At 65.9% G+C, this 24,251-nt stretch carries 24 protein-coding genes; 7 read left to right on the top strand and 17 right to left on the bottom strand.

Translation table 11 applies throughout. The features are described 5' to 3' along the window. Positions 1-2 precede the first annotated feature (2 nt). The 3 genes from TVC13_RS00295 to uvrA form a co-directional block, all read right to left on the bottom strand. Complete coding sequence (locus tag TVC13_RS00295; protein ID WP_422399252.1) at positions 3-689, bottom strand: DNA alkylation repair protein; 687 nt, start codon at positions 687-689, stop codon at positions 3-5. Positions 690-703: 14 nt separating this feature from the next. After that, positions 704-1,180, bottom strand: a complete 477-nt coding sequence (locus tag TVC13_RS00290) for a DUF2975 domain-containing protein (protein ID WP_422399251.1) — start codon at positions 1,178-1,180, stop codon at positions 704-706. 819 nt (positions 1,181-1,999) lie between these two features. Continuing rightward, entirely contained in the window at positions 2,000-4,477 is a 2,478-nt protein-coding gene (gene uvrA, locus TVC13_RS00285; RefSeq protein ID WP_422399387.1) for an excinuclease ABC subunit UvrA, read from the bottom strand. Positions 4,478-4,636: 159 nt separating this feature from the next. Between uvrA and TVC13_RS00280 the strand changes: the two genes are divergently transcribed. The 3 genes from TVC13_RS00280 to TVC13_RS00270 all read left to right on the top strand — a co-directional run bounded on the left by TVC13_RS00280 (position 4,637) and on the right by TVC13_RS00270 (position 6,254). Continuing rightward, on the top strand, positions 4,637-5,128 hold the full coding sequence (locus tag TVC13_RS00280; protein ID WP_422399250.1) for a MarR family winged helix-turn-helix transcriptional regulator: 492 nt from the start codon (positions 4,637-4,639) through the stop codon (positions 5,126-5,128). Positions 5,129-5,230: 102 nt separating this feature from the next. Next, complete coding sequence (locus TVC13_RS00275; protein WP_422399249.1) at positions 5,231-5,887, top strand: maleylpyruvate isomerase family mycothiol-dependent enzyme; 657 nt, start codon at positions 5,231-5,233, stop codon at positions 5,885-5,887. 76 nt (positions 5,888-5,963) lie between these two features. Beyond that, positions 5,964-6,254 (top strand): DUF4287 domain-containing protein, encoded by a 291-nt coding sequence (locus tag TVC13_RS00270; RefSeq protein ID WP_422399386.1) that lies wholly within the window; start codon positions 5,964-5,966, stop codon positions 6,252-6,254. A gap of 174 nt (positions 6,255-6,428) precedes the next feature. On the opposite strand, the gene TVC13_RS00265 is transcribed toward TVC13_RS00270, so the two are convergent. From TVC13_RS00265 to TVC13_RS00240, 6 genes are all read right to left on the bottom strand, one after another. Beyond that, positions 6,429-7,406 (bottom strand): aldo/keto reductase, encoded by a 978-nt coding sequence (locus TVC13_RS00265; RefSeq protein WP_422399248.1) that lies wholly within the window; start codon positions 7,404-7,406, stop codon positions 6,429-6,431. A gap of 46 nt (positions 7,407-7,452) precedes the next feature. Further along, positions 7,453-7,770 (bottom strand): primase-like DNA-binding domain-containing protein, encoded by a 318-nt coding sequence (locus tag TVC13_RS00260; RefSeq protein ID WP_422399247.1) that lies wholly within the window; start codon positions 7,768-7,770, stop codon positions 7,453-7,455. A 42-nt stretch (positions 7,771-7,812) separates the two neighbouring features. Continuing rightward, positions 7,813-8,676 carry an SDR family oxidoreductase gene (locus TVC13_RS00255; protein WP_422399246.1) on the bottom strand — a complete coding sequence of 288 codons (864 nt, stop codon included), beginning with the start codon at positions 8,674-8,676 and terminating at the stop codon, positions 7,813-7,815. Between the two features lie 42 nt (positions 8,677-8,718). Further along, on the bottom strand, positions 8,719-10,692 hold the full coding sequence (gene dxs, locus TVC13_RS00250) for a 1-deoxy-D-xylulose-5-phosphate synthase (RefSeq protein ID WP_422399245.1): 1,974 nt from the start codon (positions 10,690-10,692) through the stop codon (positions 8,719-8,721). A gap of 160 nt (positions 10,693-10,852) precedes the next feature. Then, positions 10,853-13,678: an aconitate hydratase gene (locus TVC13_RS00245; RefSeq protein WP_422399244.1), complete on the bottom strand. Its 2,826-nt coding sequence runs from the start codon at positions 13,676-13,678 to the stop codon at positions 10,853-10,855. A 288-nt stretch (positions 13,679-13,966) separates the two neighbouring features. After that, positions 13,967-15,319 (bottom strand): class I SAM-dependent RNA methyltransferase, encoded by a 1,353-nt coding sequence (locus TVC13_RS00240; protein WP_422399243.1) that lies wholly within the window; start codon positions 15,317-15,319, stop codon positions 13,967-13,969. A gap of 141 nt (positions 15,320-15,460) precedes the next feature. Here TVC13_RS00240 and TVC13_RS00235 point away from each other — a divergent pair, with 141 nt between their 5' ends. Both TVC13_RS00235 and TVC13_RS00230 read left to right on the top strand, forming a co-directional pair. Continuing rightward, positions 15,461-16,135, top strand: coding sequence for a potassium channel family protein (locus TVC13_RS00235; protein ID WP_422399242.1), 675 nt, complete (start codon positions 15,461-15,463; stop codon positions 16,133-16,135). Further along, positions 16,132-16,794, top strand: coding sequence for a potassium channel family protein (locus TVC13_RS00230; RefSeq protein ID WP_422399241.1), 663 nt, complete (start codon positions 16,132-16,134; stop codon positions 16,792-16,794). Before TVC13_RS00235 ends, TVC13_RS00230 begins: the two co-directional genes overlap by 4 nt. On the opposite strand, the gene TVC13_RS00225 is transcribed toward TVC13_RS00230, so the two are convergent. From TVC13_RS00225 to dut, 4 genes are read right to left on the bottom strand one after another with little or no spacing between them, the layout of a single operon-like run. Then, positions 16,791-17,495, bottom strand: coding sequence for a DUF3159 domain-containing protein (locus TVC13_RS00225; RefSeq protein WP_422399240.1), 705 nt, complete (start codon positions 17,493-17,495; stop codon positions 16,791-16,793). The two genes, TVC13_RS00230 and TVC13_RS00225, sit on opposite strands and share 4 nt — an antisense overlap. Next, positions 17,492-17,848, bottom strand: a complete 357-nt coding sequence (locus tag TVC13_RS00220) for a hypothetical protein (RefSeq protein WP_422399239.1) — start codon at positions 17,846-17,848, stop codon at positions 17,492-17,494. Before TVC13_RS00220 ends, TVC13_RS00225 begins: the two co-directional genes overlap by 4 nt. After that, entirely contained in the window at positions 17,841-18,548 is a 708-nt protein-coding gene (locus tag TVC13_RS00215; protein WP_422399238.1) for a DUF3710 domain-containing protein, read from the bottom strand. The genes TVC13_RS00220 and TVC13_RS00215 overlap by 8 nt, the downstream gene beginning before the upstream one ends. 56 nt (positions 18,549-18,604) lie before the next feature. After that, positions 18,605-19,090, bottom strand: coding sequence for a dUTP diphosphatase (dut, locus tag TVC13_RS00210; RefSeq protein ID WP_422399385.1), 486 nt, complete (start codon positions 19,088-19,090; stop codon positions 18,605-18,607). Between the two features lie 166 nt (positions 19,091-19,256). On the opposite strand from dut, the gene TVC13_RS00205 reads away from it, so the two are divergent. Next, complete coding sequence (locus TVC13_RS00205; protein ID WP_422399237.1) at positions 19,257-19,730, top strand: DUF3093 domain-containing protein; 474 nt, start codon at positions 19,257-19,259, stop codon at positions 19,728-19,730. 25 nt (positions 19,731-19,755) lie between these two features. Here the strand turns inward: TVC13_RS00205 and TVC13_RS00200 are convergent, their stop codons facing one another. Continuing rightward, a complete protein-coding gene (locus TVC13_RS00200; RefSeq protein WP_325789892.1) occupies positions 19,756-20,055 on the bottom strand; it encodes a DUF4193 domain-containing protein in 300 nt (99 codons plus the stop codon). A 322-nt stretch (positions 20,056-20,377) separates the two neighbouring features. Here TVC13_RS00200 and sepH point away from each other — a divergent pair, with 322 nt between their 5' ends. After that, positions 20,378-21,592 carry a septation protein SepH gene (gene sepH / locus TVC13_RS00195; RefSeq protein WP_422399236.1) on the top strand — a complete coding sequence of 405 codons (1,215 nt, stop codon included), beginning with the start codon at positions 20,378-20,380 and terminating at the stop codon, positions 21,590-21,592. Between the two features lie 51 nt (positions 21,593-21,643). On the opposite strand, the gene TVC13_RS00190 is transcribed toward sepH, so the two are convergent. The 3 genes from TVC13_RS00190 to TVC13_RS00180 are packed head-to-tail and all read right to left on the bottom strand — an operon-like array spanning position 21,644 to position 24,219. Further along, complete coding sequence (locus tag TVC13_RS00190; protein WP_422399235.1) at positions 21,644-22,360, bottom strand: thymidine kinase; 717 nt, start codon at positions 22,358-22,360, stop codon at positions 21,644-21,646. Between the two features lie 3 nt (positions 22,361-22,363). Next, complete coding sequence (locus TVC13_RS00185) at positions 22,364-23,542, bottom strand: alkaline phosphatase family protein (RefSeq protein ID WP_422399234.1); 1,179 nt, start codon at positions 23,540-23,542, stop codon at positions 22,364-22,366. A gap of 5 nt (positions 23,543-23,547) precedes the next feature. Next, positions 23,548-24,219, bottom strand: a complete 672-nt coding sequence (locus TVC13_RS00180) for a DUF5998 family protein (RefSeq protein ID WP_422399233.1) — start codon at positions 24,217-24,219, stop codon at positions 23,548-23,550. Positions 24,220-24,251 lie beyond the last annotated feature (32 nt).

Genomic DNA, 24,251 nt, shown 5'->3' with positions numbered 1-24,251 from the left:
GTTCACTCCCCTGCCTGCCGGCGGACGATCTCCGCAATCCAGATTGGTGCGTAAGGCGAGGTGCAGTTTGGCGGCGTCGGGTAGTCCTTGAGCACTTCAAGCCGTTCCCCGATGCCGATGGCGCGGTTGCGGAACTCCGGATGGGCTATGCCAATCTGCGCCAGGCAGGTGTTCATGGCCCACTGCAGCCGGTCCGGAGCATCCCGCATGTCCACCTCAATGGCATCCAGCAATTCTGAGAGATCCACGCCTTCGGGACTCTTCGAAACACGTTCACTGGTGAGCGCCCAGCCGGCACTCGCGGCCACCGGATCCGGATCGGAGAGCCAGCGAAGGCGGAGCTCCTCAGCATGGGGGCTCTTTTTTACCACGTAGTTCACAAGCCAGTCCTGCACCTTGGGACTGCGTGATTCGCGCAGCATGGCATCCAGTTCGTCCTGTTCGAACGACTTGGGCCGGCAGATCAGCAGTGCCAGCAGACGTGCCGCAGTGTCACCGCTCTGCCAGAGCTGGACGGACAGTGTGTGCTGAGTCTTGAGTTCCTTGGCGACGGCTCGGAGGCGACTGAGGTTCACCCCGTAGTCGTCGCCGTGTCTCTCATTCACTGCCCGCATTTTTGGATCTTCAAGAGCGGAAAGCTGGGCCATCACACTATCCACCGCCGTCCTGGCGGTTCCCGTCGCAGCCATTTCGGTTTCTCCTTTCACATGCTGTGCCCTGGACTGCGCAGGTCCGGGCCCGGTTCGGTGCTGAGTTGCAGGAATCTGTTCCGCAACGCGACCGCACCTGGAACGAGTGCCAGGCCGGCAACCAGCCCGAACAGCATCGCCGGTCCGCCTACGGCCGCCACAGACCCGGCGTGAGCGCATATCCCGGCCAGGGTTATACCCGTCAGACCGAGCGAAACTGCCATGACGTTTACCCATGTGGTCGTGCTCAGGGTCAAGGCGCCTTCCGCTACCACGGCCGTAAGTATCTGCCACCCGGCAAGCAGGGCGACTTCAAAGCAGGCAATCGCTGCAATGGCCGCGGCGGCATAGGGAACGGCGAGGTTGGCGGCCTGCGGATAGGCCGCGGCGTACCCGCCGGCCAGAAGCGGCAGCATGACCTGGGCAAATACCGCAGCACAGGCTATGGCTCCAAGGGCGACGCGCAGTGGAAGTGCTTCCTGTCTGGTCATAGCCGAACTCTCTCCGAGCGGTCAGCTGCTGTCAACCATCAAGCGCTGGTTCCTGCACGACCAGCTGCACCGGGAGAACCGCCCCGGCCAGGCATCAAGGACGGCACCTACGGCGTTTTGGCCCGGCAGATGCTCGTCCACGCGTACGACGAGCTGTCCGGCTACGGATACTGTGAATCAGCTCCGGGCCCAATGACAGATCCCGGGAGCATCTTCGGGCCGCTCGTACTCAGGGCCATGGTCCAGGCCCTGCGGCCCGTGACAGCCCTGTGCGCAAGGACTCCGGTGACGACAGCGCAAGCGGTCGCCGCCAGGAATGGCAGTAGGAAGAGCGCTTCGGACAGGACGCTCCGTCCTCGGGCCATTGATGAAAGGAACATCACCGGGCTCAGCACCACAAGCAGCACGGGGATGAAGGTGAACATCACGGCCCAGAGAACCAGCAGGGTTGGCCGGCCTGACCGCACAACCGGCTGGACACTCACAACAGTCCGTTCGCACGAATGCCGGGACGACCACGCCCCGCAGCGAGCAGCGTCATCTTTGGCTCCACAGCCGGCATCTGTGCCTCCCCGTGAGACTGCCCTCCCACACAGCCGGAGGGCGTGCAGGCAACCCCTGGCCGGCAGAATACACCAGGAATCGTCATGCGCCCCGAGCACAAACCGACCCTCCCGGGCCAGTATGGGCGGCAGGAGGGTTCGGGTTAGGCGGCTTTAATACTCCCTGCGAGCTCTGCGAGCGGGGAGTTTCGTTGCCGCCGTTCCGAACCCTCCGGCCGAACCGCCGTTCCGAAGCTTCCTGCCGCGTGCTCGACGTTCAGTGAATCCGTTCGAGTGCCGCAGCAAGGTACGGCGCCGTCCGCGACGCTTCGCAGGCAGCCACCTCCTCGGCGGTCCCGGCACAGATGATCCGGCCGCCGTCGTCGCCGCCCGCCGGACCCATGTCGATCACCCAGTCAGCAGAGGCCACCACGTTCATCGAGTGCTCCACCACCACCACGGTGTTTCCCGCGTCCACCAGCCGGTTGAGCTGGGCCAGCAGCAGTTGCACGTCCTGCGGGTGCAGACCCGTGGTCGGCTCGTCCAGAAGGTAGAGCGTGTGCCCGCGCCGGGCACGCTGCAGCTCTGTGGCCAGCTTGATGCGCTGCGCCTCACCGCCGGACAGTTCCGTTGCCGGCTGGCCGAGCCTTAGGTAACCGAGGCCGACGTCGAGCAGGGTCCGCAGACTGCGGGCTGCGGCCGGAACATCGGCGAGGAACTCCGCCGCAGTCTCCACCCGCATGCCCAGGACATCCGCGATCGACTTGCCGCGGTAGGTGATCTCCAGGGTCTCCTCGTTGTACCGGGCACCGTGGCAGTCCGGGCAGGGACCGTAGGTGCCGGGCAGGAACAGCAGTTCGACGGCGAGGAATCCCTCGCCCTGGCAGGTTTCGCACCGGCCGCCGGCAACGTTGAAGGAGAACCGTCCGGCGTTGTAGCCGCGCGCCCGCGCTTCGTCCGTACCTGCGTAGAGCCTGCGCACATTGTCGAACAGGCCGGTGTAGGTGGCGAGGTTCGAGCGGGGTGTCCGGCCGATGGGCCGCTGGTCCACCTTCACCAGCCGGTCCAGGTGTTCAAGACCCTGAATGCGCCGCACCTGGACGCCGGGGTCGTCAGTGGCGTCCCGGGCTTCGTCGTCGTCCTCAGCTTCCGGCGGCGCTCCGTTGACCTGGGTGCCTACCGCTTCGGCGAGGACCTGGCTGACCAGAGTCGATTTACCGGAGCCGGATACGCCGGTGACGGCGGTGAGCACGCCGAGCGGGATATCGGCGTCGAGCTCCCGCAGGTTGTGCCGCGAAATGCCCTTCAGTGACAGCCACCGCTCGGCCCGGCGCCGGGCGGGAACCGTATCTGCGGCTTCCCCGAAGAGGAACGGCCGGGTGGCGCTGTCCGGTACGTCTGCGAGTCCTGCCACCGGGCCGCTGTAGAGCACGGTGCCGCCGCCGTCGCCGGCCTGCGGACCGACGTCGACGATCCACTCGGCACTGCGGACCACGTCCATGTTGTGCTCGACGACGAACACTGAGTTCCCGGCGTCCTTGAGTTCCTGCAGAACGGCCAGCAGCGGTTCGGCATCCGCCGGGTGCAGACCCGCTGACGGCTCATCCAGCACGTAAACGACGCCGAACAGGCCCGAGCGCAGCTGCGTGGCGATGCGCAGCCGCTGCATCTCCCCTGGCGAGAGAGTCGGGGTCGCGCGGGAAAGGCTGAGGTAGCCCAGGCCCAGGGAGATCAGGATCTCCAGCCGGGACAGCAGGTCACGGGTGATGGTGACGGCAACCTCGGTGTCCTCGTTGGATGCCGCCGATCGGGAGGCAGTGCCCGCAGCCTTGAGTTCCGCCGTCGGCCGGATGATCTCGGCCAGCTCGCCGAGGGTTGCTCCGTTGAGCTCGGCGATGTTGCGGCCGGCGAAGGTGACAGCCAGTGCCTCAGGGCGCAGGCCCGCTCCTCCACAGACCGGGCAGGGTCCTGAGACCATGTACTCCAGGACCCGTTCGCGCATCTTCGCGCTGCCCGAATCGGCCAGCGTATGCAGCACGTAGCTGCGGGCGCTCCAGAAGCGGCCCTTGTACGGTTTGGCTACGCGGTCGCGCTGCGGAGTGATGGTGACCACGGGCTGCTCCTCGGTGAAGAGGATCCAGTCGCGGTCCTTCTTCGGCAGCTTCCGCCAGGGCACATCGACGTCGTAACCGAGGTGGATCAGGATGTCCCGCAGGTTCTTGCCCTGCCAGGCACCAGGCCAGGCAGCAATGGCCCCTTCCCGGATAGTCAGGGACGGATCAGGGACCAGGGACTCCTCGGTGACGGTGTGGGCAACGCCCAGACCGGAGCACTCGCGGCACGCGCCAGCAGCCGTGTTGGGTGAGAACGCGTCAGAATCCAGGCTGCCGGGCTCGGCGTCGGCCGGATAGGTGCCGCCGCGGGAGAAGAGCATCCGCATCGAATTTGAAAGCGTGGTGAGAGTGCCAACCGTTGACCGTGAGCTGGCAGTGCCGCGGCGCTGCTGGAGCGCGACGGCGGGAGGCAGGCCCGTAATAGCCTCCACCTTGGGATTGTGGCCCTGGGAAATCAGGCGCCGCGCATACGGCGCAACCGATTCGAAGTACCGCTTCTGTGCCTCCGCGTAGATGGTCCCGAACGCCAGGGACGACTTGCCGGAACCGGAGATCCCGGTAAAGGCAACAATCGCGTCTCGCGGAATGTCGACGTCGACGCTGCGGAGGTTATTCTCCTGCGAACCGCGGACACGGACCATACCGTTGCCGGCGGGATCGGACGTGGAGGTGGGAGCGGACTGGACAGCGGGTTGAGTGCTCACCCATCGACGCTAACAGGCAGCCTGCTTCCGGTTCAGTGAATCGTGCCGGGTTTCACCAACGGCGTGATTGGTGTCCAAGCGGATAAGTTGGAATCCATGAAGGACCAGATAGAGCAGATCCTGGCTCAGTGGACGGCGGAACGGCCGGATCTTGACGCCTCCCCGATGGCCGTCGTCGGGCGTATTTCCCGGGTGTCCCGGAAGGCGGACGTCCGGCTGGCAGGGACCTTTGCCGCACACGGACTCGACGCGGCTGCCTTTGACGTCCTGGCGACCCTGCGCCGGTCCGGCGCTCCGTACACCCTGAGCCCGTCGGAGCTGACGGCCAGCACCATGGTCACCTCTGCCGCCATCGCGCAGCGGCTGAACCGGCTGGAGGAACGCGGCCTGGTCTCCCGTACCAAAAACTCGGCCGACGGCCGGGGCAAGCGGGTCGCGCTTACGGCGGACGGACTCGCACTCATCGACCGGGCCTTGCCGGACCATCTCGAGACTGAGGAAAGGATCCTCGCCGGGCTGAGTCCGAAGGAGCGGGCGCTCCTTGCCGGTCTGCTGGCCCGCATCGAGGCGACCCTGGACGAGAAGTAGTCTCTATCGTCCGCGGCGGAACGGCATTCTGCCGCCCCTTGGCGTTGCAGAACACCGCACCGGCGCTGCACAACTAGCGCCTGCTCTGGTTGACTACCGGTCATGGCATCCCGAAGCAGCTCTTTCGTCTGGCCGGCAGTACACGAGGAACGCCGTGCGCTGGTTAGAGACCTGGCGGACCTTCCGGGCGATGCATGGGAGACGCCGTCGTTGTGTCCCCGCTGGACCGTGCATGACGTCGTCGCACACCTGCTGGACACAGCTCTGACAACACGGCTGGGGTTCCTGCGCGGCATGATTACCGCCCGCTTCGACTTCGACCGCAGCAACGACGCCGGTATCCGGAAGCACCGTGGAAACAGTCCCGCTGAAACCCTGGAGGCGTTTCGCTCGGTTCAGCACCGGACCAGCGGACCCCCGGCGCCCCGCGCCACCCGACTGGTTGAAGCACTGGTCCACGGTGAGGACATCCGCCGGCCGCTGGGGATTGTCCGCGGGTACCCCTTGGATGCTGTCGCCGTAGCCCTGGACCACCAGTCGGCGGCTTCCGTGAAAATCGGCGGCGGCCGGGAACTGGTGGACGGCCTGCGGCTGGCAGCGGACGACGGCGCCTTCCGGCACGGCAGCGGCGCCGAGGTCCGCGGGTCTTCCATCGCGCTGCTGCTCGCGGTCTCCGGACGGCCGGTCCGGGACGATGAGCTGTCCGGGCCCGGAGCCGGCACGCTGCTGGAGCGCCGCTCAATACAGCGGAATGCCTAGCGTTCGGCCGGCAACCACTGAACGTCAACGATCTAGAATCGCCCCACCATCTTCCGTCGACCGTGAGGGGAACACAATCTCATTTCAGGCGTACCTGGACACTATCGAGAAAAAGACGGGGCGGACTCCCCGCCAGCTCGTGGACGAAGCCCGGGCAAAGGGTTTCGACAGGCCTGACGTTAAAGCCGGTGAAATCCTTGAATGGCTGAAGACCGATTACGGACTCGGCCGCGGCCACGGGATGGCGCTGGTGCACGTGATCCGGAACGGCCCCTCGATCGATGCCAGGCATGTGGGGACCTCCGGGCCGCACCAGGACGAATCCGACACGCTCTGGCTGGACGGGATCGCAACCAAACCTTCGTGAGGCCCCGGAGGGCACGGGGTTTCAAGCGCGAAGGCCACGACAGCGCAGGCCGGAGGGCCCGGGGGAAGGCGGCTTTAATACTCCGTGCGAGCTCTGCGAGCAAAGGAGTTTCGTTGCCGCCGTCCCGGGCTCCCCGGCGCCCAGGGCAGCACCGAGAGCGACGCCCAGGAACTCCTAGAACAGAGCAACCTTCGGGACCTGCGGGAAGATCCGGTCCAGTTCCTCAAGGTCCTTCTCCGATGGCACCCACGAGGCTGCTTCGGCGTTCTGCTGCACCTGCTCCGGTTTGGTGGCTCCGGCAATGACCGAAGAAACCGAGGGACGCGAGGCCAGCCAGGAGAACGCCACCTGCACCTCGGTCAGGCCACATTCCCGTGCGAACTCACCGAACTCACGCAGCTGGTCAAAGTCGGCGTTCTGCAGCAGGTTGGTGCGCGAGTGCGTCAGCCGGCTTCCCTCGGGTGCCTGACCGGAACTGTACTTGCCGGTGAGCAGGCCGTTGGCCAGCGGGAAGTACGGCAGCACCCCGAGCCCGTAGGCTTCGGCGGCAGGAGTGACTTCCAGTTCGGCGCGGCGGTCCAGCAGGTTGTAGTGGTTCTGCGCAGAAATGAAGCGGGTGCTGCCCTTGATGCGGGCTGTGAACTCAGCTTCGGCGATCTGCCAGCCGGAACGGTTCGAGTGGCCGATGTAGCGGACCTTGCCACTGGTAACCAGGTCATCCAGGGCGGCCAGGGTCTCGTCGATGGGGGTCAGCGGGTCCGGGGTGTGGAACTGGTAGAGGTCGATCCAGTCCGTTCCCAGCCGGCGCAGGGAGGCTTCGGCAGCGCGCACAATGTAGCGGCGGGATCCGCGTGCACCGAAGTCCGGTCCGTTGGCGCCCCGCATGTCCATGCCGAACTTCGTGGCCAGGACAATGTCTCCGCGGCGGGCACCCAGGGCCTTGCCCAGCCGGGTTTCGCTCAGGCCGGGTTCGGCACCGTAGGTGTCGGCAGTATCAAAGAGGGTGATGCCGGCGTCGATCGCGGCATGGACGACGGCGTCTGTCCCCTCCTGGGATTCGGTGACGGTACCCGTTCGGCCGAGGTTGTTACAGCCCAGGCCGACGGTGGAAACGGTCAGCCCGGAATTGCCAAGTCTGTTGTAGGTGGTCATCCTGCCACGCTATCAATTGCCGCCGCGCAGCCAGGGCCGCGACAGGCTAGGAACCGAAGGTGCTCATGGGACCGTTCGGGCTCGGAGGCTTATCCGTTTCCAGGATGTACTGGATTGGAATTGGCCCCGTGGGAAGCATCCCGGGATAAATGCTCTCGTGGTTGCGGCGGCGGGGATAGTTACCGCTCTGCCGCAGCTGGCGTGAAAACGAGTTCGAGGATACGGGGTCCAGCTGGCCCTGCTCACACCAGATGATGTACATCCCGTACAAGTCCGCCGCGGGGGTGGCTTCGCTCTCGCTGAGGCCGGTGATGGTGCATTCCTGCAGAAAGTCCTCGACGGGACCGGATTGTGCCTGTTCCATACTGTTGACACTAGCCACGCCGCCTGCGGGTGGGAAGAGTCCTTAGGGTGAACTCTTGCCTTCGCTGCGCAGGTAATCCTCAAAGCTCTCCGGCGCCGCACCGGTGAGTTCCGCGACGTCGTCACTGACCCGGTCCATTTCCCCGGTGGCGATGGCTGCGTAGCTGGTGGCCCAGGCCACCGCCTGCCACTGCGTCGCTCCCGCCGCGAGGCGTGATTCAACGGCTTCGTCCAGGGACTCGGCGTAGTAGGTGATGCGCTCCCCTGTCACGCGCGAGAGGATCTCGGCTACCTCCGCCATGGACAGGGACTGGGGCCCGGTCAGCGTGTAGGTCCGGTGGGCATGCGGCACGGGATCGGCCAGGATCCGGGCAGCCGCCCGCGCGACGTCGGTTCGCGCCACGGGAGCGAACCTCCCGTCAGCGGCGGGGCCGCGGATGACGCCGTCGCGCCCGACGAAGGACGGCAGGATGTCCTGGTAGAAGGCGTCACGCAGGAACGTGTACGCCAGGCCGCGTTCCTTGATGTACTGCTCGGTGTCCCAGTGGTCCCGGCCCAGGGTGAAGACGTCGTTCTCCGCCGCGCCCATAAAGGACGTATAGACAATGTGCTTCACCCCGGCGTCGACGGCGGCATCCACGAACGTACGCTGGTCCTGTGCCCGGTACGGGTTCTCCGCCGCGGACACCATAAACAGGGTCTGCGTTCCGCGCAGCGCGCGTTCGGCATGCTCCTTGTCCGCATAGGAGACTGCGAATGTTGGGGTATCCGGCTGCTGCGGGATCCGCGCCGTATGCCGCGCCAGCAGGCGGACCGGAATACCGGCGTCACCCAGCAGACGTGCGACCATACCGCCAAGTGCACCGGTGGCTCCCGTGACGGCGAGAGGAGGGAGGTTGTTCGGCATAAAAGCCACCTGCTTTCCTTTGCCCCGCCGGGCCTGCGGGGCTTACTTGATCTTGGGTATCTGTCCTGTGGGCGCCTGCTGCCCGGGCAGCGGACGGGCGAAGGGAACCTTTGTTCCCAGCACCTGCGCGACGACGTCGTTGGCCACCTGGCGGGCCGTAAGGCCCACCCGCTCCAGGACCTCCGCGCGGGTGCCGTGGTCCAGGAACTCGACCGGCAGGCCCACCTCGTTCAGGGCGGTATCAACGCCCGCCGCCCGCATTTCCTGGCGGATCCGGGAACCTACTCCCCCGGCCCGCACGCCGTCTTCGATCACGATCACGATCCGGTGTTCGGCGGCCATGCAGACGATCGAGCGGGGCACGGGGAGCACCCACCGCGGATCTACCACGGTGGAGCTGATGCCCTGGGCGCCCAGCCTGTCGGCCACTTCCAGCGCCATTTCCGCCATGGCTCCAACACTGACGATGAGCACGTCGTTGCTGGCATCCCCGGAGGGGCGGCGGGCCAGGATGTCCACACCGTCCTCGGTGCGTTCCTCGGCATCGACGTCGGGCCCGACGGTTCCCTTGGAGAAGCGCACCACGCTGGGTGCGTCGGAGATGGCCACGGCTTCGCGCAGTTCTTCGCGCAGCCGGGTGGCATCCCGCGGTGCGGAAAGGTGCAGTCCCGGGACGATCTGCAGCATGGACATGTCCCACATGCCGTGGTGGCTGGCGCCGTCCGGTCCGGTTACCCCGGCGCGGTCAAGCACGATCGTCACCCCGGCCTTGTGCAGGGCGACGTCCATCAGCAGCTGGTCAAACGCCCGGTTCAGGAACGTGGCGTAGAGCGCGACGACGGGATGCAGCCCGCCGTAGGCCATTCCGGCAGCGGAGGTCAGGGCATGCTGTTCGGCAATGCCGACGTCGAACACGCGTTCCGGATGCCGTTCGGCGAAGCGGTGCAGTCCCACGGGAATAAGCATGGCGCCGGTGATGCCGACGATGTCTTTGCGCTCGTCGGCGATGTCTGCGATCTCGGTGGCGAAGACGGAGGTCCAGGACTGCTTGCCCCCGGCGGAGACAGGTGCGCCGGTTTCCGGATCAATCACGCCGACGGCATGGAACTGGTCTTCCACGTGCGCACGGGCCGGGGCGTAGCCATGGCCCTTTTCGGTGATCGCATGGACGATCACGGGTCCGCCGTAGTTCTTGGCCTTCTCCAGTGCCTGCTCAACGGCTGCCAGGTCGTGGCCGTCGATCGGCCCAACGTACTTCATGCCGAGGTCCTCGAAGAGTCCCTGCGGTGCCCACCAGTCCTTGATGCCCTTCTTGGCTGCATGCAGGCTGTGGTAGGTGAACCGGCCCACCGGACCGGAGCTCTGCAGCCGGCCCTTCCACCAGTCCATGGTGTTCTCATACATGTGGTGGGTGCGCACGGCGTCGATGGTCGGCCGCAGCGACGCCAGGTAGTCTGCCACGCCGCCGATCGTGGGTGCGTAGGAACGGCCGTTGTCGTTGACAACGATCACCACGCGCCGCTTCTGGTCGGCAGCGATGTTGTTCAGGGCTTCCCAGGCCATCCCGCCGGTGAGGGCGCCGTCGCCCACCATCACAACCGTGTAGCGGTCGCCTTCGCCGTTGAGCTGCCGGGCACGGGAGATACCGTCGGCCCAGGACAGGGAGGAGGAAGCGTGCGAACTTTCAACGATGTCGTGGACGGATTCGGCCCGTGCCGGGTATCCGGAGAGCCCGCCCTGCTGGCGGAGGGTGGAGAAATCCTGGCGGCCGGTAAGGATTTTGTGCACGTAGGACTGGTGGCCCGTATCGAAGACGATGCTGTCCCGTGGGGAGTCGAAGACCCGGTGGATGCCCATAGTGAGTTCAACGACGCCCAGGTTTGGTCCCAGATGCCCGCCGGTCTGGGCCACATTCGTGATGAGGAAGGAACGGATTTCCTCGGCCAGGGCTGAGAGCTGGGAGCTGCTCAGCTTGCTGAGGTCCCGCGGATCACGGATGGTTTCCAGAAGTCCCAAGAGGGCGCCTCCCTTGCGTTATAGGCAACGGGCAAACGCACCGTCACAGCTTTTAACTCTAACGCCTGCCCCGTGCCCCGGGTTTCCCCAGAAGCGCAAAAAGCCCCGTTTACTTCCATACGGAAGGAAACCGGGCGCTGTGCTTAGGGGCTGTGCAGGCCTACTTTGCCGAAATCTGGCGAAGCACGTACTGCAGGATGCCGCCGTTGCGGTAGTAATCAGCCTCACCCGGGGTATCGATGCGCAGGACCGCATCGAAGGTGATGGCTTCACCGTTCTCCGGCACCGCGGTGACCTTGACGGTCTTCGGGGTGTTGCCGTTGTTCAGTTCAGTGACGCCTTCAACCGAGAAGGTCTCCGTGCCGGTCAGGCCCAGGGACTCGGCGTTGACGCCGGCCGGGTACTGCAGCGGAAGCACGCCCATGCCAATGAGGTTGGAGCGGTGGATGCGCTCGTAGCTCTCGGCGATGACGGCCTTGACGCCCAGCAGTGCCGTTCCCTTGGCTGCCCAGTCACGCGAAGATCCGGAGCCGTATTCCTTGCCGGCCAGGACGACCAGCGGGGTGCCGGCAGCCTGGTAGTTCACCGATGCGTCGTACACGGTGTTCTGCGGGCCTTCGGGCTGCGTGAAGTCGCGGGTGAAACCGCCTTCAACGCCGTCCAGCAGCTGGTTCTTGATGCGGATGTTCGCGAACGTACCGCGGATCATCACCTCGTGGTTGCCTCGGCGGGAACCGTAGGAGTTGAAGTCCTTGCGGGCTACACCGTGCTCGAGGAGGTACTTGCCTGCCGGAGTGTCCGACTTGAAGGAACCGGCCGGGGAGATGTGGTCGGTGGTGACCGAATCGCCCAGCTTGAGCAGTACACGGGCACCTTCGATGTCCGTGACGGGCTCCGGCTGTGCCTTCATGCCCTCGAAGTACGGGGGCTTCCGGACGTACGTGGACTCCGAATCCCATTCGAAGGTTGCGCCTTCGGGAGTGGGCAGGGACTTCCAGCGGTCGTCACCTTCGAAGATGGTGGCGTAGGAATCCGTGAACATTTCCTGGCTGATGGACGCGTCGATGATCTCCTGGACCTCGGACGGGTTCGGCCAGATGTCCTTCAGGAAGATGTCGTTGCCTTCAGCGTCCTGGCCCAGCGGGTCGTTCTCGAAGTCGAAGTCCATGGAACCGGCCAGGGCGTAGGCGACTACCAGCGGCGGGGAAGCCAGGTAGTTCATCTTCACGTCCGGGTTGATGCGGCCTTCGAAGTTGCGGTTACCGGAGAGCACTGCGGTGACAGCAAGGTCGGCTTCGTTGATCGCGGTGGAGATCTCGTCTTCCAGCGGACCGGAGTTGCCGATGCAGGTGGCGCAGCCGTAACCGACAACGAAGAAGCCGAGCTTCTCCAGGTACGGGATCAGGCCGGACTTCTCGTAGTAGTCGGTGACTACCTTGGAGCCCGGTGCAATCGAGGTCTTGACCCACGGCTGGGCGACGAGGCCCTTTTCGACGGCGTTGCGTGCCAGTACGGCCGCTGCCATCATGACCGACGGGTTGGACGTGTTGGTGCAGGAGGTGATCGAGGCGATCGTCACGGCACCGTGGTCCAGCTCGAAGCTGCGGCCGTCGGCCATGGTGACCGGAACCTTGTTCACCGAGCGCTCGGCGGGAGCATCGGATTCCTTGACCAGGTCGTGTTCCTTGTCCTGGATCTTGGTGCTGCCCTCGGCGAAGGACGGAGCGTCAGAGGCGGGGAAGGTCTCTTCCAGTGCTTCGTCGACGGTGCCGTTCTCAGCCTCAACGGTCTCGTGCACGTAGTTCTTCAGGTCGGCACGGAACTGCTGCTTGGCGTTGGTGAGCTCCACGCGGTCCTGCGGACGCTTCGGTCCGGCGATCGAGGGAACCACGGTGGACAGATCCAGCTCGAGGTACTCGGAGTACTTGACCTCGTTGGAGGGATCGTGCCAGAGGCCCTGTTCCTTGGCGTAGGCCTCCACGAGGGCTACGTTCTCCTCGGAGCGGCCGGTGAGGCGCAGGTAGTCCAGGGTCACGTCGTCGATCGGGAAGATCGCGGCGGTGGAACCGAACTCGGGGCTCATGTTGCCGATCGTGGCGCGGTTGGCCAGCGGCACGGAGGCAACGCCCTCGCCGTAGAACTCCACGAACTTGCCGACGACGCCGTGCTTGCGCAGCATCTCGGTGATGGTCAGGACGACGTCGGTGGCGGTGGCGCCGGCCGGGATCTCACCGGTGAGCTTGAAGCCGACAACGCGCGGGATCAGCATGGAGACGGGCTGGCCGAGCATTGCTGCTTCGGCTTCGATGCCGCCAACGCCCCAGCCGAGCACGCCCAGGCCGTTGACCATGGTGGTGTGGGAGTCGGTGCCGACGCAGGTGTCCGGGTAGGCACGCAGTACGCCGTCAACTTCGCGGGTCATGACGGTGCGGGCCAGGTACTCAATGTTGACCTGGTGGACGATGCCCATTCCCGGGGGAACGACCTTGAAGTCGTCGAACGCGGTCTGGCCCCAGCGCAGGAACTGGTACCGCTCGCCGTTGCGCTGGTATTCGATCTCCATGTTGCGCTCGAGTGCGCCGGCGTTGCCGAACGCATCGATCTGCACGGAGTGGTCAATGACCATTTCGGCCGGTGCAAGCGGGTTGACGCGCTTGGGGTCGCCGCCCAGGTCGGCCACTGCTTCACGCATGGTCGCCAGGTCAACGATGCAGGGAACACCGGTGAAGTCCTGCATGATCACGCGGGCAGGCGTGAACTGGATTTCAGTGCTGGGCTCTGCGTCTGCGTCCCATTTGGCCAGGGCACGGACGTGGTCCGCGGTGATGTTGGCACCATCTTCGGTGCGCAGCAGGTTCTCCAGCAGGACCTTGAGGCTGAACGGAAGGCTCTTGGCGCCCTCGACGGAATTCAGCCGGAAAATTTCATATTCGTTTCCGTTGACGTCAAGGACGCCTTTGGATCCGAAGCTGTCCACATTACTCATAACAGGACTCCTCTCGCCACCGTTTTATCTTTGTCCAGTGATCCGCCGCACGCTAGTTAGGATTTCCTAACCGGCACAGCTGTTGGGCCCGGCCGGGAAATGGTGGGTGATTTCCCGGGCTGGCTAGTCCCCCCTGCCGTGCAAACGTATGGCGGGAATCCCTTCGGCACGGAGCCGGACAACTGTTCCCATCCTAGCCGGATGCGCGTCCGCTGGACCGTTCACCGCGCCGGATACCGGAATATGGCTCGCCCCACACCGCACCGGAGGCTCCTTTTAAGCGGCGTCTTACGGGCGGCGCAGGACCGCGAAGGACTCCATGTGGTGGGTGTGCGGGTACAGGTCGAAGACGCGGAGGGTGTCCAGTTCCCAGCCGGCTTCCCGGAACCAGGCCAGGTCACGGGCGAACGACGCCGGATCGCAGGAAACATAGCCAACCGCGCGCGGGTTGGCGGCGTTGAGCTGGTCCACTACCACCCTGCCGGCCCCGGTGCGCGGCGGGTCCAGGAGAACGGCGTCGAGGCGGCCTTCATGGGTGCGCAGCACCCGGTCCACGCGGCCCTGGATTACTTCGACCTGGGGAGCGGCGAACAGGTTCTTCCGGGCATCCCTGCTGGTGCCGGGAGAACCTTCAACTGAGAGGACGTGCCCGGCAGCCCCGGCGGCGTCCGCCAGCGGCGCCGTGAAGAGGCCGGCACCGGCGAACAGGTCGGCGACGCGTTCACCCTCACGGATATCCAGTCCCTGGAGCACGGCGTTCACCAGCACCTGGGGGGCACTGCGGTGGATCTGCCAGAAGCCCGCACCGGTGACACGGTACTCGTGTCCGGCTGCGTGTTCGCGCACCCAGGTGCGGCCCCGCAGCCGGGTCAGTTCGTGGCTCTCCGGGTTCCAGGCGGCCACGGAGACGGTTTCACCGGCACCGGCGTCCGCTGCGGCGCCAACTTCGGACGCGATCCGGGCCAGGGTCCGGGGATGGGTTCCGGCGGAGGGAATGACCAGGACGAGCGGCGGACCGCCGGCAGCGGGGGCGGCCACCTCCACGCGGTCAGCGCCCGTGAAGTCCACGTCCCACAGCTTGAGGGCATTGATGGCGGCGGAAGCCAGCGGCATTTCCTGGACGGGGATGAGGTCCTCGGAACGATGCGGGTGCATGGCCAGGCGGCCGCCAGGTGCCACGGAGAAGCTGGCCCGGGTCCGCCAGCCCAGGCCGTCGGGGCTCTCATTCTCCGGAGCTTCCACAGTGATTTCGCGGTCCACGCCGCCGAGCCGCGTTAGCTGCTCGGCGAAGATCCCCGCCTTGAGCCGGCGCTGTTCAGGCAGGTCGATGTGCCCGAATTCGGCACCGCCCACAGGCAGGCGACCGCGTGCTCCGGCTTTGAGCGCATCTGCCGGTGCCCAGAAGTGCGGCACGCGGGCCGGTGAAGCCTCCAGGACCTCAACGACGTCGGCACGCCAGAACTTCGCCTTCTCACCCGCATCGGTGAGCCTGGCACGGACACGCTCCCCGGGCAGGCCGTGGCGGACAAACACCACACGCCCCTCGTGCCGGGCAACAAAGTGCCCGCCGTGGGCGGCCGGACCGATGGTCAGTTCAAGATCGCGGGGAGGATTCGCGCCGGGCAGGGTTTCGGGGGTCATAGTGCGTTCGAACTTCCGTGTTGGTGCTAAAACACCATCACACCACGATTTCAGCTGCACACCCGACTATGCTTTCCTTTGGCCCGGAGCGGGTTACGGCAGCGGCGGGGATTCCCGCGCAGAAACATGAGGTAGGACACGGTGGCGCATTACGTGATCATGGGGTGCGGCAGGGTCGGCGCCATGCTGGCGCACACCCTGGACAATGCCGGGCACTCGGTGGCTGTCATCGACCAGGATCCCCGTGCCTTCCGGCGGCTGCGTCCGGCGTTCAGCGGCACCCGGGTCACCGGCGTCGGCTTTGACCGCACCACCCTGGAACAGGCCGGGATCGAAGAGGCCTATGCCTTCGCTGCGGTGTCCAGCGGGGACAATTCAAACATCCTCTCCACCCGGGTTGCCCGGGAAACCTTCCACGTTCCGCACGTGGTCGCGCGGATCTACGATCCGGGACGCGCCGAGATCTACCAGCGTCTGGGCATTCCCACGGTGGCTGCCGTGCGCTGGAGCGCGGACCAGGTGCTGCGGCGGATCCTGCCGGAACAGAGCATCAACGGTGACTTCCGCGAATCCTCCGGGCGGCTCATCCTGGGTGAACTCTCCCTGGAGCCGTCCTGGCTGGGGCGGCCGCTGCACGAGGTGGAGTCCGCCGCCGGGGTGCGGATCGCGTACATCACCCGCTTCGGCGAAGGGGTGCTCCCCCGCCCCGATACCAGCTACCAGCAGGGCGACGTCCTGCACGCCATGATGCACGTTGAACGAACCGCTGAGATCAGCCGCGTGCTCTCGGCTCCGCCCGCGAAGGAGAACCCGTGAAGGTTGTGATTGCCGGGGCCGGCAGCGTTGGATCCTCGATCGCGAAGGAACTGCTCTCCCACGGCCACGAGGTGCTCCTGATCGATGAGAAACCGGGCACCGAGGACCGCAGCGAACTCGACGGCGCTTCCTGGCTGATCGGCGACGCCTGCGAACTCTCCACACTCAAGGACGCGAAGCTGGACCTGGCTGACGTGGTGGTCTCCGCCACCGGAGATGACAAGGTGAACCTCGTCGTCTCGCTGCTGGCCAAGACCGAGTTCGGCGTGGCCAGGACCGTGGGACGCGTCAACAATCCCAAGAACGACTGGATGTTCGACGATTCCTGGGGCGTGGACGTTGCCGTCAACACACCGCGGCTGATGACCGCACTTGTTGAGGAGGCCGTCGAGGTAGGTGACCTGGTGCGCCTGCTGACCCTGCAGACCGGTGTCTCCTCGATGGTGGAGTTCACCGTGCCGGGCGCTTCGCCGATGGTCGGTGCCCGGGTGGGCTCCGTACCGTGGCCGCAGGACTCAACACTGGTGGCAATCCTGCGCGATGACGCTCCGATCACGCCCAGCGCCGACGATGTGATTGAAGGCGGCGACGAACTCTTCTTCGTCACCACCATCGCCGCGGAAGATGACCTGCGGGACCTGCTGGCCCCGAAGGACTAGGGTTCGCGGACTGCAGCCGGCCGGGAAATGACCCAGGCCAGCCAAAGGCCCAGCGCGTATAGCGGCACGCCCATCGCGAGCCGCATGGTGCCCAGCGCAGCCACGTTGTCCGCAAGGTAGAGCGGCAGCTGCACGGCAAGGCGCAGCGCGAAAACGGAGATGATGATCCAGGTGGCCAGGGTGTAGGCCCTCAGCCGCTTGGGCTCGTTCCGCCAGGACACGTTCTCTCCGCGGATAAAGCCGAACAGCAGTCCGGCCACTGGCCACTTGACCGCCACGGAAACGATGAACGCCAGAATGTACGCGCCATTGAGGTAGAAACCGGGCAGGAAGAACGTGGTTCCGCTTCCGCTTCGCAGGGCAAACACTGCACAGATGGCGACGCCGATGACGCCGGTCAGCGACTGCACCAGCGGCCGCTTCTGCACAAGGTTGGCGACGGCGAACGCGCCTGCGGCAACCACGGCGGCACCCAGCGAGAGATACAGGCCGGATGTAACGGTGTAGAGCAGCGTGAACAGCAGGCCGGGAAGAATCGCCTCCGCCAGTCCGCGGACACCGCCTACGGACTTCAGGACATCGATCTGACCGTCGTCGCCGCGTTCGACGCCGGAGCGCGCGGCATATTGTCCGGCCAGCTCGCTCATCGAAGGCTGGCCGTCGGGGCGGCCGTTTCCTTCAGATTCTGGGCTGGTGCTCATATTCTGCCTTCCGGACGTCCAATGATTTCGTAACGCGGGTTGAAGATGGTGAGCTGGCCGCCGACGGTGCTGACCATGCCCTCGAACGCTACCTGGGTTCCGGCCACGATGCCGGGAATTCGGCGCTGGCCGATCCAGATGAGGCGGACCCGCCGGCGGGCATGTGCTGCTGCGGGGTCTCGGTAAGCGCCCTGCAGGTCGGCGAGGATCGCCGTGAAGCGGGGCGCGGCATCGGCAGGCACAAGAGTCACGGACTCAACGTAGCCGCTGCTGTGCGCCCGCCCCCGCACGGGGAGGTCCGCAATGCGCAGCCGGGCGGAAGCACCGGCCACCGGCGGCATCCGCTTAGCCAATGGTGGTGATTTCCGGTCCGCGCTTCGGCGGCTCCGGCTTGGCTGCTTCTTCGCCGCGCTTGGGCAGCGGGGACGCGTCGCGGGGCAGGGTCAGCTGCAGCAGGTCGCGGGGCGGAAGCGGAGCGTCGCCGCGGACCACCACCACATTGCGGAAGACCTCTTCCAGCGGAGCCGCTGCTTCCGGGTTCATGGCTGCGGGACCGCCGAAGACCCCGCGCAGGAACCAGCGCGGCCCGTCAACGCCCACAAACCGGGCCACACGGTAGCCCTTCGATCCGTCCTGGGCCTGGGCCGGGACACGGGCCAGAAGCTCAGTGCCCAGCCGTCCCTCAAGCTCGTCAGCAGTGCCGCCCTGGGAGGACACGGACTTCACGATCTGCCCGCGGATCTCATCCCAAAGTGTCTCCGACTTCGGCGCCGCAAAAGCCTGCAGCTGGAGGCTGGAGCCGTCCATATCCAGCGTCACGGCAACGACGCGCTTGGTCTTCTCCTCCACTTCAAGGCGGAGCGCGAGCCCCTGAGTGGCTGCGATGCGAAGCGCACCGAGGTCAACGTAGCCCTCCTCGGAGGGACGGTCGGCGACGTCGAACGGGCCGGTCTGGGGGCCGGTGCCGGTTTCTGCAGCCTCAGTGTCAGTCTCCTGCTCCTGGGGCACGTACCCGGTTTCCGCCCGGTCTTTCCTGCGGCGTCCAAATGCCATCGCCTGGTCCTCGTTTCTTTCTGTGGTCCGGGCCGTTGAACCCGGGATATAGCGGCCTAGGCCGTTGCTGTGCCGAATCCGCCGGTGGAGCCAAACCCGCCGGCCCCGCGGACCGAATCGGAGAGCTCAGCTACGGGCTCGAACTCCGCGGTCTCGACGCGCTGGATCACCATTTGCGCAATCCGGTCTCCGCGCTTGAGCCGAATGGGTTCCGCGGCGTCCGTGTTTAACAGTGTGACTGAAATTTCACCGCGGTAACCCGCGTCTACGGTACCGGGGGCATTGACGATGGTGAGCCCGTGCTTTGTGGCGAGTCCGGAGCGCGGATGGATCAAGGCAACGTAGCCAAACGGCAGGGCAATTGCCACGCCGGTGGGCACGAGTGCCCGCTCCCCGGGCGCCAGTTCGACGTCGACGCGGGCCCGCAGGTCGGCGCCGGCATCCCCTGGGTGGGCGTAAGACGGCGCTTCGAGGCCGTCGTCGAGCATTTTCAGCTGGACTTTCACACTGGGTCCTGCTTGCTGCACAGCTGTCTCCGGGATCTTTGTGGAACTGTTTCTTCAATGGCTTATGGCCACTGCGGCCAGAGACCAGCAGTGCCTTGATTACTTTAGCGCGTGCGGCATACGCTTCCCTGTCCCGCCGCGCGGGCTCCGGCCGGCCCGCCGGAGAGATGAAATGGTGCCGGAAAGATGGGAAGCTGGGGGTATGTCAACACCCGCTGCACACAGCCCTGCCCAGACCGTTCTTTACTCCGAGAGGCTGCTCCCGGCGTTTTGGATCTGGCTTGTGGTTGCGGGAGTCGCGGGGACATTTGTCCTGGCGTTCATTCCCATCAGCCTTCTGGTCGGATTCCTGGTGGCCGCGGTGGCGGCCGTGGTCCTGACTGTGCTGCTGCTGATGTCCACTCCGGTTATCCGGGTGACCGAACAGACCGTGCAGGTGGGCCGCGCCCAGATCGAACGCAAGTGGATCGGCGAAGTCGAGGCGTACCGCGGCGAAGACGCAACGCAGCAGCGCGGGCCGGCCATGAACGCGACGGCGTACCTGTGCATACGCGGCTGGATTGATCCGGTCGTCAAGCTGGAAATCACTGATCCCGCCGACCGGACCCCTTACTGGCTCACGTCCACCCGCCACCCTGAGAAGCTGGCAGCTGCCCTGCAGTCCGCGGGCAAGTAAGAGCCCCGGACCGGCAGCGTCCTGCTTAGCCTTCGCAGTCGATGCAGTAGTAGAGCCCGTCCTTCTCCTTGGCGATCTGGGACCTGTGGCGTACCAGGAAGCAGGAGGCGCAGGTGAATTCGTCCTGCTGGGCGGGAAGCACCCGGACCATCAGTTCTTCGCCGGAGAGGTCTGCTCCCGGCAGCTCGAAGCTGTCCGCTGCTTCGGCTTCGTCCTCATCCACGACGGCGGACTGGGTGTTGGTCCGCCGGGTCTTCAGTTCTTCAATTGATTCTTCACTGGCGTCCTCGTCGGCCTTGCGCGGCGCGTCGTAGTCTGTCGCCATAATTTTCATCCCACCATCGGTGTCGGTACTGCACGGGTAAGTCCGGGCACGTGCTGCGCTCCCCGGACGCCTGGTCCGGAACCGCAGCGCGGCTCGGAGTAATCAACGCAGCGGACCCTGCATTTGTGCCCGCAGAAGAGAGATTTTTGTCCGCCCGGAACGAAATAGCTACGCCTGCACCGCAGGGATCGGGTTCCGGGGATAAGAAACATGCCGGCCGGGGGCCGTGGATCCGCGCCACACCGGGCTAAACGGTAGGAATTTGGGTGCCCGGATGGCATTGTTTCAAGAAGGAGTTGCTATCGATAGCGAGGATTTTTTCATGCAGGATCTACGGCTCGTGGGTGTCCATGAGGGCGGCGAACATCTGCTGCTGAGCGGACGGGGCGGCGAAACGTTCCGCCTCCGCATCGATGAAGCCCTGCGCGTTGCTGCCTCCCGCCCTGCGCGGCGCGGCAGCTCGTCTGCCGAACCTGAGGCCGGGCCGACCATGACTCCGCGGGATATCCAGGCCCGGATCCGTGCCGGTGCCAGCGCCGAGGAAGTCGCTGAACTCTCCGGACACGACATCGCCCACATCCGCAGGTATGAAGGCCCCGTACTGGCCGAACGCGAATACATCGCCCGCCAGGCACAATCCGTTGAGGTTGCCGCGCCCATGAGCGCAGCACAGGACAGCCACCGTTCGGCCTTCGGCGACTCGCCGGTGAACCTGGGCGAGATGGTGGCCCACCGCCTGCGCGCCTTCGGCGTCGATCCGGAAACCGTTGTGTGGGATTCCTGGCGGCGTCCCGAAGGTTCCTGGGATGTAGTTGCCCGCTTCAGCCTCGGCGAAAACTCCCGCGTTTCCGTGGGCGAAGAACCACCGGCCCGCTGGACCTACAACCCGCTGCGCCGGCAGGTCACCAACGCCAACCGCTGGGCGCAGCTGCTCAGCGAACTTGCTCCGGTGGACTCCCCGGTTCCGGCCCGCCGCCTCTCGGCGGTTGCCGACCGCGTCTTCGACTTTGAAACCGACACCGCTCCGGAAGAGCCCTTGACGGTCACCGACGAGGAAACCGATGAGCTCCTGAACGTACTCCGTTCCCGGCGCGGCCAGCGTCTGGGCACCGACGAAGAGGGCGACGATGCCCTGGCAGCCCTGCTGGCCAAGGGAAGCATCCCCGCCGCGCACCCGCGGGAGGGCCAGGCTGAACTTGAAGACGATTCCGCCGTCCGTCCGCGGACCGGCCGGCTGAGCCTGGCTCCGGTGGTGCCCGGTGAGCCGGAGCCGGGTTCGGACGCCGTGGAGCCCGAACCGGCCGCTGATCCGCTGCGCCTGGACGAGGGCGTCAGCACCTCAACAACGGAAATCAGTATTCTGGCCCGGCCGCTTCGCGGTTCGCGTGCGCCGGAAACCGGCAAGCCAGCTGCGGAGCCGGGCGAACCGGCTGAAACTCCTGAGCCCAGGGAATCGGCGACTGAGCGCCGTATCAAGCCAAAGCGGTCCTCCGTGCCGAGCTGGGACGAGATCGTCTTTGGAACCAAGGGCGACTAGCACCCATGGCGGGCCCGCAGCGATGCGGGCCGCCGCCCGGCTAAGCCGTCCCTAGCCGCGAGGCACGTCGACGGCGCAGATGTCCGGGTCCTCGCCCGTTCCGGCGAACCGTGCAGCCTGCTGGGCACCCATCCGGCGCATGTAGTGGCGCCGGCAGAGCGTTTCATAACCGACCACCGGCGGCGCGCCGGCTTCTTCGGGTTCGAACAGGGCCTCCGGGCCCGGATCCGCCGACCGCTTGTCGACGTCGCCCACAACCACCTGGTCACCGGTCACGACCATTACCCCGTCCACCGTGCGCGCGTTGTGGGTGGCCCGGCGGCCGCACCAGCACAGAGCACGCACCTGAAGCACTTCGATGCGGTCCGCAAGTTCAATCAGCCGCTGGGAACCGGGGAAGAGCCTGGTCCGGAAGTCCGTGGCGATCCCGAAAGCGAACACGTCGATTTCCATCTCATCCACAATCCGGGCCAGCTGCTCGATCTGCACCTCGCTGTAGAACTGCGCTTCGTCGCAGATCAGGTAGTCCACCCGGTCCCCCATGCCCCGGGTACGGATCACCTCGTCCCAGAAGTCGGTGTTGTCCCGCACTTCCACCGCCCTGGTCTTCAGCCCGAGACGGCTGGAGATCATCGCATTGCCGGCGCGGTCGTTGCGGCTGAACAGAATTCCTCCACGCCCGCGGGCGCTGTGGTTGTAATCCATCTGCAGTGCCAGGGTGGACTTGCCGCAGTCCATGGTCCCCGAGAAGAAAACAAGCTCAGCCATAACCTACTTCCGCCCGCCCTTTGCCGGACGTGCCAGCGTCAGGAGCGGGACTTCACGCTCAGCACGGGTCAGCGAGCCGTGCTGGCCCACCATCTGCAGGGCCGACGGACTGGCCCGCCGGCTGTCAAAGAGGGCGATCGGTTCACGGGCAGCGATGAGCAGGTCGCCGATGCGGGGCAGGACCTCCTCCCGGACGGGTCCGAACAGCCCAGCCGAGAGCGCCTGCTCCCGGGTCAGAATCCAGGTTTTGGATCCCAGGGCCTGCTGCCAGGCCGCGGCAAGCCGTTCAAGCGTCCCCGCCGGAGCATCCGGCTCCAGGTAGAGCTGCACCATGCGCGGGTCACCGGCGGTGTGGCGGACACCTTCCACCAGCGCCGGACTGGCGGAGTAGTCGATCCGGTCGGCCGGAGCAGTATCCACCATGCCGTGGTCCGCGGTGAGCAGGACCAGGGTGTCCGGCGGGAGTTTCGCGGTAAACCGCTGCAGGGCAGAGTCCAGTTCCTCCAGGGCTCCGCCCCACTCCGGAGATTGTGCTCCGTAGCGGTGCCCGGTCTTGTCCAGCTCGTTGAAGTAGAAGTACATCAGCATGCGCTTCTCGGAAGCGAGGGTCTCCGCGGCGGCCTGGACGCGGGCATGAATCCCCGTACCGGAGACGTGTGTTCCGCCGCGCAGGGCGGCCCTGGTCATCGCTGAGTCAGCGAACCTGGGAAGACTGACCGTGGTGACGGGAATGTGCTCGGCGGCCTGTTCCAGCACGGTGGGGAAAGGCTGCCAGCGGCGAGGGTCCACGCCGGGATCCCAGTTGCCCAGCATGTTCACAACTTTGTCCTGCGCCGGGTCGAGGACGTCGTAGCCCACCATGCCGTGCTGTCCCGGCGGCAGGCCGGTGCCCAGCGAAGCCAGGGATGCCGCCGTCGTGGTGGGGAAGGCCGCGGTCAGGGTACGCCCGCTGTCCTGCAGGGACCTCAGGTAGGGTGCGTGTCCGGAGCGCTGCTTGAGCAGGCTGCGTCCCAGGCCGTCCACCATGACCACGCAGACCCGGCGGGCCGCGGGCAGCCCAAGGGTATTTGCGAAGCCGGGAATCCGGAGGGCCGCGGCGGCACTGGTGAGCACTTCGGCTACGGAACTGCGGCCGTAACCCGGTGCCTGGGGCAGGGGGTCGGAGGCGTGTACTGCTTCCATGCCCCTTACCGCTGGTGGTGGCCGCGGTTGAACCGGCCGCCGATACCGGGCATACGCTGCCGGTCGAGGGCGGGGTCCATGGCCCGGACATTCATGGTGTCCGTATTGACCTTGCGCAGCGCCCGGGCGAAGGCCTTGGCGTTCTGGACGGCCTGGATGCCGTCTGCCTCTGCGGAGACCCGCAGGACGATGTCTTCCTGGGCAATGGTGCCGGTGTAGCCGTGGTCGGCTTCGCACTGCGGATCCGCGCAGCCGGCCGGGCCCATGTCCAGGCGCTGGCCGCCGGACCAGGCAATGGCCAGGGTAAGTTCGCGGGCCTGGTCAGAAGGCTTGTAGTTCTGCGGCTGGGAATACATGTAACCCAGCACCACGGAGCGGATCTGGGTGACAGGCACGGACTCGGTGGAGACCTGCGCCATCATCTGCTCACCGGCTTCATCCAGCTGCTGGTCGTCAACGTGGGTGATCACCAGCATGTCCTCGGTCAGCACCAGGACGGTGATGTGCCGGTGCACTTCAGTCCGGTCAAAGTGCGTTTCCAGGTGGATCAGGTGGGAAAGCGGTTCACGCCCGTCCAGGGCGTCATGAACAACGTCTGCCAGCAGCGTGGGGTAGAAGCCTGCGCGCTCCATGGAGGCGTCGAGGCTGCGGCGTTCAGCGGAAAGTAGCGGCGACATAAAACCAGTTTCCCCCAGATCCGCCCCGAGCA

Origin of the sequence: Arthrobacter sp. 3Tela_A (assembly GCF_049311025.1) — a bacterium.
Classification (GTDB): Bacteria; Actinomycetota; Actinomycetes; order Actinomycetales; family Micrococcaceae; genus Arthrobacter_B.
This window is presented reverse-complemented; position numbering and strand designations above follow the sequence as displayed.